The 13886-nt window shown below is 66.5% G+C and carries 14 protein-coding genes; 7 read left to right on the forward strand and 7 right to left on the reverse strand.

The window, feature by feature from the left end:
* Positions 1-87 precede the first annotated feature (87 nt).
* A complete protein-coding gene (locus QNO06_RS14495; RefSeq protein ID WP_227911752.1) occupies positions 88-549 on the forward strand; it encodes a pyridoxamine 5'-phosphate oxidase family protein in 462 nt (153 codons plus the stop codon).
* Between the two features lie 64 nt (positions 550-613).
* Here QNO06_RS14495 and QNO06_RS14500 read toward each other — a convergent pair whose 3' ends face one another.
* On the reverse strand, positions 614-2227 hold the full coding sequence (locus tag QNO06_RS14500; protein WP_227911753.1) for a DEAD/DEAH box helicase: 1614 nt from the start codon (positions 2225-2227) through the stop codon (positions 614-616).
* 278 nt (positions 2228-2505) lie between these two features.
* On the opposite strand from QNO06_RS14500, the gene trmB reads away from it, so the two are divergent.
* Positions 2506-3375 (forward strand): tRNA (guanosine(46)-N7)-methyltransferase TrmB, encoded by an 870-nt coding sequence (trmB, locus tag QNO06_RS14505; RefSeq protein WP_227911754.1) that lies wholly within the window; start codon positions 2506-2508, stop codon positions 3373-3375.
* Here trmB and QNO06_RS14510 read toward each other — a convergent pair.
* Entirely contained in the window at positions 3372-4124 is a 753-nt protein-coding gene (locus QNO06_RS14510; protein WP_227911755.1) for an SDR family oxidoreductase, read from the reverse strand. The two genes, trmB and QNO06_RS14510, sit on opposite strands and share 4 nt — an antisense overlap.
* A gap of 101 nt (positions 4125-4225) precedes the next feature.
* On the opposite strand from QNO06_RS14510, the gene QNO06_RS14515 reads away from it, so the two are divergent.
* The 3 genes from QNO06_RS14515 (at position 4226) to QNO06_RS14525 (ending at position 6968) form a co-directional block, all read left to right on the forward strand.
* Positions 4226-5065, forward strand: coding sequence for a helix-turn-helix transcriptional regulator (locus tag QNO06_RS14515; RefSeq protein ID WP_227911756.1), 840 nt, complete (start codon positions 4226-4228; stop codon positions 5063-5065).
* 150 nt (positions 5066-5215) lie between these two features.
* The gene (locus QNO06_RS14520) at positions 5216-6196 is read left to right on the forward strand and encodes an NYN domain-containing protein (RefSeq protein ID WP_227911757.1); all 981 of its coding nucleotides are present in this window, start codon (positions 5216-5218) and stop codon (positions 6194-6196) included.
* A gap of 106 nt (positions 6197-6302) precedes the next feature.
* Positions 6303-6968, forward strand: a complete 666-nt coding sequence (locus QNO06_RS14525; protein ID WP_227911758.1) for a class I SAM-dependent methyltransferase — start codon at positions 6303-6305, stop codon at positions 6966-6968.
* 5 nt (positions 6969-6973) lie between these two features.
* Here QNO06_RS14525 and QNO06_RS14530 read toward each other — a convergent pair whose 3' ends face one another.
* Positions 6974-7933, reverse strand: a complete 960-nt coding sequence (locus QNO06_RS14530; RefSeq protein ID WP_227911759.1) for an SDR family NAD(P)-dependent oxidoreductase — start codon at positions 7931-7933, stop codon at positions 6974-6976.
* Positions 7934-8024: 91 nt separating this feature from the next.
* Between QNO06_RS14530 and QNO06_RS14535 the strand changes: the two genes are divergently transcribed.
* Positions 8025-8561, forward strand: coding sequence for a TetR/AcrR family transcriptional regulator (locus QNO06_RS14535; protein WP_227911760.1), 537 nt, complete (start codon positions 8025-8027; stop codon positions 8559-8561).
* Between the two features lie 9 nt (positions 8562-8570).
* Here QNO06_RS14535 and QNO06_RS14540 read toward each other — a convergent pair whose 3' ends face one another.
* The 4 genes from QNO06_RS14540 to dnaK all read right to left on the reverse strand — a co-directional run bounded on the left by QNO06_RS14540 (position 8571) and on the right by dnaK (position 12799).
* The gene (locus tag QNO06_RS14540; RefSeq protein ID WP_227911761.1) at positions 8571-9083 is read right to left on the reverse strand and encodes a heat shock protein transcriptional repressor HspR; all 513 of its coding nucleotides are present in this window, start codon (positions 9081-9083) and stop codon (positions 8571-8573) included.
* A gap of 63 nt (positions 9084-9146) precedes the next feature.
* Positions 9147-10151 carry a DnaJ C-terminal domain-containing protein gene (locus tag QNO06_RS14545; RefSeq protein ID WP_227911762.1) on the reverse strand — a complete coding sequence of 335 codons (1005 nt, stop codon included), beginning with the start codon at positions 10149-10151 and terminating at the stop codon, positions 9147-9149.
* A gap of 138 nt (positions 10152-10289) precedes the next feature.
* Positions 10290-10919 carry a nucleotide exchange factor GrpE gene (locus QNO06_RS14550; protein WP_227911763.1) on the reverse strand — a complete coding sequence of 210 codons (630 nt, stop codon included), beginning with the start codon at positions 10917-10919 and terminating at the stop codon, positions 10290-10292.
* Positions 10920-10921: 2 nt separating this feature from the next.
* On the reverse strand, positions 10922-12799 hold the full coding sequence (gene dnaK / locus QNO06_RS14555; protein WP_227911764.1) for a molecular chaperone DnaK: 1878 nt from the start codon (positions 12797-12799) through the stop codon (positions 10922-10924).
* Between the two features lie 254 nt (positions 12800-13053).
* Here dnaK and QNO06_RS14560 point away from each other — a divergent pair, with 254 nt between their 5' ends.
* Positions 13054-13857 (forward strand): class I SAM-dependent methyltransferase, encoded by an 804-nt coding sequence (locus QNO06_RS14560; RefSeq protein ID WP_227911765.1) that lies wholly within the window; start codon positions 13054-13056, stop codon positions 13855-13857.
* The last annotated feature ends 29 nt before the right edge of the window (positions 13858-13886 follow it).

Raw genomic sequence — 13886 nt, forward strand, 5'->3', positions numbered from 1 at the left:
CGGCCCGGGTTTAGCCACGGCACCGGCTCCAGCCACGCCCGCAGTTCCTACTTAGCCCCGCTGCCCTTCCTGTCCTACACTGGCGCCATGCCGACTTCCGGGGAAACCGCCGCAGACCAGCTCACCTCCAGCCAGTGCTGGGACTACATCCGGAAAGCCCGGTTCGGCCGGCTGGCCGTAGTCGTAGAGGGCCACCCGGAGATTTTTCCGGTGAACTTCGCCGTGGACCACGGCACCGTTGTGTTCCGGACCGCCGCCGGCACCAAGCTGTCCGGGGCGCTTTCGGGCAGTTCGGTGGCGTTTGAGATTGACGGCTATGACGACAATCTTTCCTCCGCCTGGAGCGTGGTGCTCAAAGGCACCGCTTCCCTGCTGGAGGACAACGCCGAGCTGATAGCTTCGGAGGAGCTTCCCCTTTTCCCCTGGCAGGCGGGCATTAAGAACGCCTTTGTCCGAGTCGATCCGGAGGTCACCTCCGGGCGCCGGTTCCTGATTTCCAACGCCGCCCGGCGCAATGTGCTGCGCGGCATGGGGCTGTACACCGAATAGGTCTGCACGCAAACAAAAAGAGGTCCCGCATCCGGTGGATGCGGGACCTCTTTTCTCAGAACCCTTAGCGGGAGCGGCGCTCGTTGGAGGCCGGGGCGGTGGCGCGGCGGGGACCGGCGGCACGTGCCGGACGGCCCGATGCGCCGCCGGAACGCTGGCCGCTGCCGGCGCCTTCGGCACGCTGGCCGGTGGCGGGGCGGCGGTTGCGGCCTGCAGCGGTGGCAGCACCGGCGCTGGCGCGGCGTCCTTCGGTGGCACGGGCCGGACGCTGGGTGCGGCCGCCGTCACCGGCTGCAGCGCGGTCGTTGCGTTCGCTGCGTTCCGTACGCTCGGGACGTTCGGCGGAAACCCGCCCGCGTCCGCCGTTGCCGCCGCGTCCGCCGGCGCGGGGTGCACTGGTGGAACGGGCCGCGCGCTTGCGCTGGGCATTGGCGCCGGTGGAACGGCCGCCGCCCTGCTGCGGCGACTTGGCTGCCAGCTGCGCGGCACGGACATGCGGTTCCACAACAGCCGCGCGTTCGCCGACGAGCTTGGCGATGGACGGGGAGTTGTGGCTGACCTTCTCGATGGAAACGTCGACGCCGGCAGCCTTCATCAGCTTCGACACCTCGCTCTTCTGCTCCGGGAGGGTCAGCGTGACCACGGTTCCGCTGGATCCGGCGCGGGCCGTACGGCCTGAACGGTGCAGGTAGGCCTTGTGTTCCGTGGGCGGATCAATGTGGACTACGAGCTCCACGTCGTCCACGTGGACGCCGCGGGCGGCGACGTCGGTGGCCACCAGGACCCGGACATCGCCGGAAGCGAACTCCGCCAGGTTCCGGTCACGGGCATTCTGGGACAGGTTGCCGTGCAGGTCCACCGTGGGAATGCCGTTGTCCGTGAGGAACTGGGCCATCTTGCGGGCGTGGTGCTTGGTGCGCATGAACATGATTCGGCGGCCCTGGCCCCCGGCCAGTTCCTTGACCAGCAGCTTCTTGGCCGTTTGGTCCTGGACCAGCAGCACGTGGTGCTCCATGGTGGAGACCGCTGCCTGCGGCTCATCCACGGAGTGCGTCAGCGGATTGGACAGGTAACGGCGGACCAGCTTGTCCACACCGTTGTCCAGGGTGGCGGAGAACAGCATCCGCTGGCCCTTTTCCGGAGTGCGGTCCAGCAGGCGCTGGACCACCGGCAGGAAGCCAAGGTCGGCCATGTGGTCGGCCTCGTCCAGCACGGTGATCTCGACGGACTCAAGGCTGATGACCTTCTGCTTCATCAGGTCCTCAAGGCGGCCGGGGCAGGCAATGACAATGTCGACGCCGGCCTTCAGTGCCTTTTCCTGGCGCTGCTGGGACACGCCGCCGTAGATCACGGTGGTGTTCAGGCCCAGTTCCTTCGCCAGCGGCTCAATCACGTTGTTGATCTGTGTGGCCAGTTCGCGTGTGGGTGCCAGGACCAGGCCCAGCGGGCGGTTCGGACGGCGGCGGTAAGCTGCCTCGTTCTCGGCCAGCCGGGTGACCAGCGGCAGGGAGAAGGCGAGGGTCTTGCCGGAGCCGGTGCGCCCGCGGCCCAGGACGTCGCGGCCTTTAAGGGTGTCGGGGAGGGTTTCCACCTGGATGGGGAACGCCTCGTCGATTCCGGCGGCAGCGAGGGAGGAAACAAGTGCCTTGGGCACACCAAGGGCAGCAAAAGTGGTCATTAAAGACAGGCAACTTTCGGTAAGAGGCCCCCAACGCCGTTTGGGCCGGGGGTTCGCCGAAGAAAAGTCAGACAGTGTCTACCGCGCTAACAGGCGGGACAAAAGAAAGCGTTCATCGACGCAGGCTGGACTGCTTACACACACGGCTGCAACCTGTGGCTGCGGCCGTGGCAGGACCAACATCTCCCTACAGTTTACCGTAATACGGAAAGTTTCCTAATCGGGGCGGGCGGCAGCGGTGAAAACCGGGGCCCCGGCAGCCGATAGCATTAACGGTGATGACTACTGAACCAGCCCTGCCGCAGGCCGAGGGCACCGACCCTGACATCGACGTTGACTCCGAAACTGGCGAGGACCGGCATTTCCGCTCTCCGGTCTCCTTTGTCCGGCGCGGCTCGCGCCTCCAGGGCCGCCGCCAGCAGGCCTGGGATGAACTGTCGGACCGTTTTGTGGTGGATGTGCCGCGCGAGGAAGCCGATACCTCGGTGCATCCGGAGTACGTGTTCGACGCCGCGGCGGAGTTCGGGCGCACCGCACCCCTCGTCGTCGAAATCGGGTCTGGACTCGGTGAAGCCGTCACGCACGCCGCGGAGCAGAACCCGGACAAGGACTTCCTTGCCGTGGAGGTCTACCTGCCCGGCCTGGCACAGACCCTGCAGCGCATCGGGCAGAAGGGCCTGACCAACGTGCGTGTGGTGCAGGCCAACGCCCCCGAGGTGCTGACCAGCATGCTCCCCGCCGGATCCGTGGACGAAGTATGGGTGTTTTTCCCGGACCCCTGGCACAAGACCCGCCACCACAAGCGGCGCCTCGTCAAGGAGTCCTTCGCCGAGCTGGTGGCCCGGGTCCTGGTGCCCGGCGGCACGTGGCGGCTGGCCACGGACTGGTCCGACTACGCCGTACAGATGCGCGAAGTCCTGGACGCCTCCGAACAGTTTGAGAACCTGCATACCGGCGAGCAGGCCGGCGAACGGGGTCCGCTGACCCGGGTGCACCGTGAAGGCCTCGAGAACAAGGTGCCGGAGGACGACGTCGATGAGCGCGGCGGTTGGGCTCCCCGCTTCGAGGGCCGCACCCTCACCAGCTTCGAGAACAAGGCGCACCAGGCCGGCCGGCTCATCTTCGACCTCGCCTACCGCCGGATCTAGGCCGGCACCGCAGGATTGATCGCTGCGACCGCCGCATCGTAGCGGCCTTCGGTTTCGGCAAAACGCAGGAACTTCACGGCCTCGACAAGGATTTCGTGCGCATCGGGCTGGGCCTGAAGCAGGGCCATGACCTCATCGGCGAAAGCATCCAGCGGGAGATAGTGCTCGTTCACCGAGCCGCCGGGCATCAGTTCGGTCCGGACCGCCGGCGGCACCAGTTCAATGACCTGCACGGACGTCCCGGCAAGCTGCAGCCGGAGGCCTTCGCTAAACCGGTGGATAAAGGCCTTGGTGCCGTTGTATGTCGGAGTGTTGGCCAGCGGGGTATGGGCCAGCCCGGAGGAAACGGTCATGATCACCGCATCCGGCCGGGTCTGCAGGTGCTCGATAAACGCGGCCACCAGCCGCAGCGGGCCGTTGATGTTGGTTTCCACCAGGCGCTCGGCTCCGGCGAGGAAGCTTTCGCTGCGCATGTCTTCACCGGTCATGATTCCTGCCATGGCAATCAACACGTTCAAGTCCGGGTGCCCGGCCAGCACGGTGTCGCGGGCCGCCAGGACGGAGGCCGGATCGGTGGTGTCGACGGCGACGGTCGCGAAGCCGTGTTCGGCGGCCAGCAGCTCCAGGACCTCGGTCCGCCGCCCGCCGATGATGACGGTGTTGCCGGCAGTCTGCAGGCGGACGGCGAGGGCCAGGCCGATGCCGGAGGTGGCACCGGGAATGAAAATGGTGTTTCCGTTAATGTTCATGCCCCCAGTGTTGGCCCGGCCGGCGGCGGGCGGGAGAGGAGCGTTTGTCGTAGGATTCCCGGTCCCTGTATAGAACGGCTGCGGTGGCCCATGATGGAGCCATGGACCGCCCCACACTTGCCGACTTCCTCAAATCCCGCCGGGATGCCCTGCGCCCCGACGACGTCGGGCTGTCCGCCGGGACCCGGCGCCGGGTGGCCGGGCTGCGGCGGGACGAGGTTGCGACGCTGGCCGGGATGTCCGTGGACTATTACACCCGGCTGGAGCAGGCCCGCGGCCCGCAGCCTTCGGAACAGCTGCTGGGATCGCTGGCCCGGGCCCTGCGGCTGAGCTACGACGAGCGGGATTACCTCTTCCGTTTGGCTGACCGTAATCCGCCGCCCCGCGCGTCCCTGGACCCTCATGTGGCCCCTGCCCTGCTGCGGGTCCTGGACCGGCTTGATGATACGCCGGCGCTGATCCTTTCCGCGCTCGGGGAAACACTGGCGCAGAACAGGCTTTCCATGGCACTGCTGGGAGACCATTCCCGGCTCACCGGGCCCGCCCGCAGCAGCGTTTACCGCTGGTTTACCGATCCCGCTGAACATGAGCTCTATCCGCCGGCTGACCGCGCACGGCAGGGCCGCGCCCAGGTTGCCGGGCTGCGGGTGGCAGTTTCCGCAAACTCGGCCCGTGCGCGGGAACTGGTTCGCCTGCTGCAGAAGCGCAGCCCTGAGTTCACCGAAATATGGAAGGACCACGCGGTGGCCACCCGGTTCGCCGACCACAAAACGCTGCTGCACCCGGAACTGGGCGAAATCGAGCTCGACTGCCAGACCCTGTACAGCGAAGACCAGAGCCAGGCCCTGCTGGTGCTGACTGCTGCCCCGCGCAGCGAGGCAGCGCAGAAGCTTGGCCTGCTGGCGGTGATCGGCCAGCAGCGGTTCGCCCCCGCCGGATAACCGGCCGCGAAGTACGCTCCTTCGGCGGTGCCCCGGCAGGGCCGGACGGCACTGCGCCTTGACCCCGGTTTGCCCTTGCAGTACCGGCGGCGGGAAACTGGTGGTACGGATGGCAGTGAGCCCTCCGCCGGCCCAGAAGGATTTTGCACCATGCCCGAACCGAGCGACGCACGCGTCGGCCTCTATATCGACTTCGACAACATTGTCATTTCGCGCTACCAGCAACTGCACGGCCGGAACGCCTTCCAGCGCGACGGGATCCGCAATTTCGACAAGACCAACCGGGATGCCGATCCCGATATTGCCGCGAAGCTCACCGCTGCCACTGTGGACTTCAATGCGATCATCGACTTCGCCGCGTCCTTCGGCACCCTGGTGGTGAACCGGGCATACGCCGACTGGTCGGTCCCCGTCAACGCCAGCTACCAGCGGCAGCTGATGTCCCGCGCGGTGGACCTCACCCAGTTGTTCACCACCACAACGCGCGGCACCAAGAACGGTGCCGACATCCGGCTTGCCGTGGACGTGGTGGAAGACCTTTTCCGGCTGCCGGACCTGACGCACATCATCATTGTGGCCGGGGATTCCGACTACATTGCCCTGGCCCAGAAGGCGAAGCGGCTGGGCCGCTTCGTGGTGGGTATCGGTGTGGCCGGTTCCACCAGCACCTCCCTGGCCGCCGCGTGCGACGAGTTCGAGGATTATGACTCCCTGCCCGGCATTGTTGCGGCTGTCGCCGCGGCACCGGGATCCGCCAAGGCCCCTGCTGCGGCAATGGACCAGACCCCCAGCAAGGCCCGCAAGCTCACCGTGGTGCCCATGTTCTCGCACACCGAAGACGCCCGCTTTGAGGAGCCGGACACCGCTGAAGACATTGACCCGCGGACCCTTGCCACCGAACTGCTTGTCCGTGCACTGAAGATCGGCCATGCCAAGGGCGACGACGAGTGGCTCAACACAGGCACGGTAAAGAACCAGATGCGGCGTATGGACCCCTCCTTCAACGAAAAGCCGCTGGGCTTCCGGTCCTTCACCGACTTCCTTTCCTCCCGCAGCGACCTGGTGGAACTGGACGACGACGGCCCGCAGCGCCTTATCCGGCTGCGGCCCGAGGCCGAAGCCCGGGAGTAGCCCGCTCCGGCGGGCTAGTCCCGACGAGGACATGGACGACTGCAGGCATGTTGCCGGTCCGGCAACATGGTTTGCGGTGCACCGGTGGCCGGCGCATGCTTCAGTTATGGATTCGAACACCCCGCATCAGGCCGCCCGTCCCGCGCCGCAGCCTGCCCCTCCCCTGCCGGAACCGGCAGGCGTGGAAGAAGAGTGGGACCAGCGCTACGCGGCCAGTGAAGCCCTGTGGAGCGGGCAGCCGAACGGTGCCTTGGTCTCGGAAGCTGCTGCCCTGGCTCCGGGGCGGGTACTCGACGTCGGCTGCGGCGAAGGCGCCGACGCGCTGTGGCTGGCCGCCCGCGGCTGGGACGTGACCGCACTCGACGTTTCCTCCGTAGCCCTGGAACGGGCAGCACGGCAGGCGGAAATGCAGCGCCTGCAGATCGCCTGGGTGCACAGCGGCCTGGTCGAAGCCCAGCTCCCCGCGGCGTCCTTCGACCTGGTGTCGGCTCAGTATCCGGCATTGCTGCGCACAGCAGATCATGCCGCGGAACAGGCCTTGCTGCAGGCGGTCGCCCCCGGTGGCCTGCTCCTGGTGGTGCACCATGCCGTGGCCTCCGACGCCGGGCACAGCCACGATCTGGACCAGTATGTGCTCCCCGCAGATATTGCCGCCGCCTTGGACGGGGACTGGCGGATCGAGGTGCATGAGACCCGTCCGCGGCACGTAGCTTCCGGTGCCGGCGCCCACCACAACGAGGATGTGGTGCTTCGGGCCCGCCGGCTGCGCTGACCGCGCTAGCGCAGGCCCGGCTGCGTTGCCGGGGCTCCAAGTCCGGGGATTTGCACGCCGGCCAGGTCTTCGAGCTGGAGCCAGAGCCGCTCCGGCGATTCATCCGGGCCTGCCGTGTGCGCGTTGGGCTCCACGGCCACGGGCATTCCCCGCAGCCGCTCCTCCGGGGCGAAGTACTCTCCCCCGCGCACCGCGGGATCGGTCAGGGCGCGCACGGCGGGGTATGCCGCGGCGTCTTTCCCCTGTGCCCACGGTGTGTAGGGATTGCGCCGGTACGGTGTCGCAGCATCCCGGACACCCGCCCGTTCCGGTGTTTTGGCATCTACGCCCACCCCGGGCCGGGTGAGGACTGACGCCACCGGGAGACCCGCTGCACGCAGCCGGCGGTCGAGTTCATGGCCGAAAACCTCGGTGGCCGTCTTGGCCTTGGTATAGGCGCCAATGCCGGTCCATGGCAGGCCGCGCACGTCCTGCAGCCCGTACCGCTTGATCCCGACAAATCCCGTGGACGCATGCACCACGCGGCTCAGCCTGCCGCCGGTCTCCCCTGTGGCCGAGAGCAGGGGCAGGATGCCCGCCAGCAGACGAACGCTGGCCGCAACGTGGGTCCCCAGGAGGATCGGCAGCCCATCACTTGTCATGGTTCGCCGGTTCATGGTCATGGCGCCACCGTTGAGGAAGATGCCGTCCAGACGGGGCAACGCGGCAATTTTGCCTGCGGCTGCATCCACGGACGCGAAGGAACCCAGTTCGATCACCACCGCGGAGAGGGAGGCCTCCGGCACATAGTTCCGGATGGAGGCCTGGGCCGCGCCTAATTTGTCAGCCGATCGGGAGGCCAGGACAACGTGTGCCCCCGCTCCGGCCAGCTGCTCGGCGGCGAAATATCCTATACCCGCTGTGGCCCCGGTAATAACAAATGTGCGCCCCGTCTGGCTGGGAAGGGTGGCTGGGTTCCAGGTCATGATTGCCCTCTCGAATCTAAGTGGATCATCTATCCGCTTAGAACCTAGCACACGAAACGGATACTTCATCCGATTGAGTTACACTGGACCCATGCCACCGCTTCGTTCAGATGCCGCCCGCAGCCGATCACGGATCCTGGACGTGGCCCGCCGGCATGACCCCCAAGAGCTGCGGATGAATGACCTCGCCCGGGAGGCGGGCGTAGGGGTAGGGACGGTCTACCGCCATTTCCCGACCATGCGGGCACTGTTGGAGGCACTCACGGCCGACACCTTGGGCCGGATGCAGGAGATTTCACGCCGTGCCGCAGCTGAACCGGATCCAGGCGAAGCGCTTGCCCTCTACCTCGGCGCGGCCCTCGAACTGCAACTGGAGGACGGCGGACTCCAATCCGTCCTGCTTTCCCCGGAGGATGAAACCGAGGGGGTGCGGGCAGCAAAGGAGGAGATTTTCGCTGCATTCAAAGCTGTGCTCGCCCGGGCCAAGTCCGCGGGCATTATCCGCAGCGAACTGACCCTGCCGCAGCTCTCCCACCTGGTTTGCGGGATCGAGCATGCTGTTCGTCTGGGCACCCCGGAGGACAGGAAACCCATGCTGGCCATACTGCTCGCCGGACTGCGCCCCTAAAGAGGAGTGCTACAGGGACTGGACGTATCCGTCGTCGGCGTAGTTCCGCTGCGCAGTCTTGCCTGCGGGAAGCGCGCGCAGCCGGCTTCGGCGTTCCATCAGCGAGACCAGGCCCAGCTGCTTCACGGCAGTGGCGGCCGCCGGCGGCCGCTGTCCTCGGCTGAGGGTAACGACGTCGCCGGCCAGCCCGGCCGCAAAGACCCGGCTGTGGTCCGGGTTGCGGCGCTGGACCTCATCCAGTTCCGTGGATAGTTCCACGATCCGCTGGCGCAGCCCGGTGACCTGGTTCTGCAGTTCCATGATGCGTTTGATGCCCTCCAGGGAAACGCCCTCCTGGGACAGTTTCTGGACCTCGCGCAGCAGTTCAATGTCGCGTTGGGAGTAACGGCGTGACCGGCCGGGCGCCCGGCTGGGCCGGACAATGCCGAGCCGGTCATATTGCCGGAGGGTCTGCGGATGCATTTCCGCAAGCTCAGCGGCAACGGAGATCACAAAAATAGGCGCATTAGCATCTATGCCCATTGTTCCTCCTTGACGGCTGTTGAAATAGTAACGCGGGAAGTTCGCCCTCCGGCGACCGGCACGCTATAGCCGGGCTTTGGCTGCCAGCGAGGCTCGCGGGTCCTCGCCCTTGGTCGCTTCGGCGAACGCTTCCACGGCTTCGCGGGCATCCTTGTTCAGGTGGGACGGCACGGCGACGTCTACGGTCACCAGCAGGTCGCCGTTGCCCTTGGACGTGTGGACGCCGCGGCCCTTGACCCGCAGGGTGCGCCCGGACGGCGTTCCGGCGGGCACCTTCAGGCGGACGGTATCGGAGGTCAGCGTAGGCACCTCGATGGTCGCGCCCAGGGCGGCCTCGGGGAAGGTGACCGGCACATGGATCCGGATGTTGTTGTCTTCCCGGGTGAAGAAGTCGTGCGGGGTGACGTGCACAGTAACCATCAGGTCCCCGGGACCGGCCGCACCGGGCTGGCCCTTGCCCCGGACCCGGATCTTCTGCCCGTCCTTGACGCCGGCAGGCACCCGGACTTCGACTACTTCCCCGCTGGGTTCCCGCAGCCCGATGACGGTGCCGTTGATCGACCCGGCAAAGGAAATAGTGGTGCTGGCCGTGCGGTCCGCACCCTTGGTGGGCGGCGGGGCGCCGAACCCGCCGCCGCCGAACCCGCTGCCGCCGAAGAGGTCGGCGAATTCGGGCGGAATGTTGCTGCCGCCGGCGTTGAACGTGGTGCGCCGGCCCCCGCGCGGGGATGCGCCCTGGCCGAACAGGCCGCCAAAGATGTCTTCAAAGCCCGCACCGCCGCCGGCGCCGCCGCCGGCACCAGCGGGGCCGCCGGCCGTGAACCTGGCACCGCTTCCCATTGCCCGGATGGCGTCGTACTGCTGGCGCTCCTCAGCGTCGGAAAGAACGGAGTAGGCCTCGGAAAGGTCCTTGAACATCCGCTCGGCGTCTGCATCATTCTGGTTCTGGTCCGGATGGTATTTCCGTGCCAGTTTCCGGTACGCCTTTTTAATGTCGGCGTCCGACGCATCCTTGGGAACACCCAGAATCTTGTAAAAGTCCTTATCGACCCAATCCTGACTAGCCAATTGGCGTCCCCTTCCTCATTTGCCGATCCCGCTCGTTTCGAGCACGGCCACCGGACCTGCTGCTGCCCCGGCTTGCTGCGGGACCTGCCTATGGAAATGTCCGGGGCCGCCTGCTGGCGGCCCCGGACGCGGTACTGCTTACTGTTCCGGAACCGAAACAATCACCTGCGCGGCACGCAGGACCCGGTCGCCGGACTTGTAGCCGGACCTCAGGATCTGCGTCACCGTATCGAACGTGACATCCGCACTCTGCTGCTGGATGAGCGCCTCGTGGATGTTCGGATCGAACTCCACCCCGGTCTCATCGATACGGGCCAGGCCGTAGGTCTTCAGCGTGTTCTCCAGCTTGGTGGCGATCGCGGCGAAGGGGCCCTCCGCCAGGTCGCCGTGCTGGCGTGCGGCGTCGATGTCATCCAGGACCGGCATCAGTGAATTCAGCACACCGATTACCGCCATTTCCCGGGCCACATCCCGGTCGCGTTCCACCCGCTTGCGGTAGTTCACGTACTCGGCCTGCAGGCGCAGCAGGTCGTTGCGCAGTTCCGCCGCCTCGGGCGAACCGGCGGCAGCAGGCTGCGCCGGCACGTCGGCGTTGTTGAGGATCTGCTCCGCCTGGGACAGTGCGTCGCCCCCGGCTGCCGGGGCGGAAGCCGATGCTTCCTCCCCGGTGCCGCCGTTGGCCTGCGTCTCGTCCTGGCCGGGCGTGCCCTGGCCGCTTACCGGTTCTTCGCCTTCGGGAGTGTTCCCGTGCTCGTTACCCGCCGGCATGATTACTTCTTTTCTTCGTCGTCGACAACTTCGGCGTCCACGATGTCTTCGTCATCGTTGGCGCTGCCGGCAGCGGAACCGTCACCGGCCGCACCGGCGCCCGGGGCGCCTTCAGCACCGGCAGCGGAGGCCGAAGCGTAGATGGCTTCGCCGAGCTTGGTCTGGGAAGCCTGCAGCTGCTCAAACGCGCTCTTGACCTCGTCGTCGTTGTCCGTGCCCTCAAGGGCCTTCTTCAGCGAGTCGACGTCGCCCTTGACCTCGGTCTTGACGTCTTCGGGCAGCTTGTCGTCATTGTCGGTGAGGAGCTTGTCCACCGAGTAGGCCAGCTGCTCGGCCGAGTTGCGGACGTCGGCAGCCTCGCGGCGCTTCTTGTCCTCGGCTGCGTGCTCTTCGGCCTCGCGGACCATCCGGTCAATGTCGTCCTTGGACAGCGAGGACCCGCCGGTGATGGTCATGGACTGCTCGGCGCCGGTGCCCTTGTCCTTGGCGGACACGTGCACAATGCCGTTGGCGTCGATGTCGAAGGTGACCTCGATCTGCGGGACACCGCGCGGAGCCGGCGCAATGCCGGTCAGCTCGAAGGTGCCCAGCGGCTTGTTGTCGCGGGTGAACTCGCGTTCGCCCTGGAAGACCTGGATGGCCACGGACGGCTGGTTGTCATCCGCGGTGGTGAAGGTCTCGCTGCGCTTGGTGGGGATGGCCGTGTTGCGCTCGATCAGCTTGGTCATCACTCCGCCCTTGGTCTCGATGCCCAGGGACAGCGGGGTGACGTCGATCAGCAGGACGTCCTTGCGCTCGCCCTTCAGGACACCGGCCTGCAGTGCGGCGCCAACGGCCACAACTTCGTCCGGGTTTACGCCCTTGTTCGGTTCCTTGCCGCCGGCCAGCTGCTTCACGAGTTCGGAAACGGCGGGCATACGGGTGGAACCGCCCACGAGGATGATGTGGTCAATGTCGGCAACCTTGATGCCGGCTTCAGCGATGACGTCGTTGAACGGCTTCTTGGTGCGGTCCAGCAGGTCCTTGGTCAGGTCCTGGAACTTGGCACGGGAAAGGTGCTCGTCCAGGTGGACCGGGCCTTCGGGGGTGACCGAGAGGTACTGCAGGGAGATGTTCGTGGAGGTGGCCGAGGAGAGTTCCTTCTTGGCCTGTTCCGCGGCTTCCTTCAGGCGCTGCAGGGCGATCTTGTCCTTGGACAGGTCCGCACCCTTGGCCTTGGCCTGGCTCAGCAGGTAATCCACAATGCGCTGGTCCCAGTCGTCGCCGCCGAGGCGGTTGTCACCGGCGGTGGCGCGGACCTGGATGGTGGAGAAATCGTCTTCGTCCTTGCCGACTTCCAGCAGGGAAACGTCGAACGTGCCGCCGCCAAGGTCGAAGACGAGAATGAGTTCGTCTTCCTTGCCCTTGTCCAGGCCGTAGGCCAGGGCAGCTGCGGTGGGCTCGTTGACAATGCGCAGCACGTTCAGGCCGGCAATCTCGCCGGCTTCCTTCGTGGCCTGGCGCTCAGCGTCGTTGAAGTAGGCCGGAACGGTGACCACGGCGTCCGTGACCTTCTCACCGAGGTAGGCCTCGGCGTCGTTCTTCAGCTTCATCAGGATGCGGGCGGAGATTTCCTGCGCGGTGTACTTCTTGCCGTCTACGTCCACGCTCCAGTCGGTGCCCATGTGGCGCTTGACGGAGGAGATGGTGCGGTCAATGTTGTTGACGGCCTGGCGCTTGGCGATCTCGCCGACCAGGACCTCGCCGGACTTGGCGAACGCCACGACCGACGGCGTGGTGCGGCCGCCTTCAGCGTTGGCGATGACCGTGGGCTCGCCGCCTTCCAGCACCGAGACGACCGAGTTGGTGGTTCCGAGGTCGATACCTACTGCACGTGACATATTTGCTTCCTCTTTCCTTGGAAAAACCCGCATCTTCGTGACTTCTCCCGCGGCGGTTCCCTTCCCGGACCGGGATGGCTTCCTCCGTTGGACATCGCGTAGAGCAATTGAGCGTTCTGGACTCAACTTTACTCAGAGCTGATTCTTTGTCAACAAACTTGAGCGCAGGAGGCTCAAGTTTGGTTGGAGCCCTTGCGGAACACGCGGTCGCGCTTTGGCTCCCTGCGGCGGGCGGAGGGCGGTAGGGTCCTGCTATGCGTCCCGAAACGTACACCCACGGCCACCACCAGAGCGTGGTGTCCGCCCACGCGGTCCGCACGGCGAAGGACTGCGCCGCGTATCTGCTGCCCGAAGTGAAGCCGGGCATAAGCATGCTCGACGTCGGCTGCGGCCCGGGCAGCATTACGGCGGACCTTGCCGAACTGGCAGCCCCCGGGGTGGTGATCGGCCTGGACGCCTCTGAGGACGTCCTGGTCCTGGCCCGCGAACTGGCCGCCGCCCGCGGCCTGGCGAATGCCTCCTTCGCCGGGGGAAACATTTATGACCTGGACTTCCCCGACGAGACCTTCGACGTGGTCCACGCCCACCAGGTGCTCCAGCACCTGGCGGATCCGGTGGCCGCCCTGCGCGAAATGCGCCGGGTCACCAAGCCCGGCGGGCTGGTGGCAGTGCGCGACGTCGATTTCCATGGCATGAGCTGGTACCCGGCGGTTCCCGAGCTGGCCGAATGGATGCAGGTCTACCAGCACATTGCCCGCGGCAACCAGGCCGAACCCGACGCCGGGCGGCACCTGCTCTCCTGGGCACTGGAGGCAGGGTTCACGGACCTGACACCCTCATCCTCCAACTGGCTGTACGCGACCGAAGACCAGCGGGCCTGGTTGGCCGCATCATGGTCCGAGCGGGTGCTGCATTCCGCCTTCGCCGAGCAGGCCTCCGAACGCGGGTTGGCGGACCGGGAGGGTTTGGAACGGCTCTCCGCCGGCTGGCAGGAATGGGCCGCAGCACCGGACGGCTGGTTCCTGATGCCCTGCGGCGAGCTGCTCGCCCGGGCCTGAGCAGGCCGGCGTTCTGCGTAGGATTTAAG

Origin of the sequence: Arthrobacter sp. zg-Y20, assembly GCF_030142075.1 — a bacterium.
In the GTDB taxonomy this organism is placed as follows: Bacteria; Actinomycetota; Actinomycetes; order Actinomycetales; family Micrococcaceae; genus Arthrobacter_B.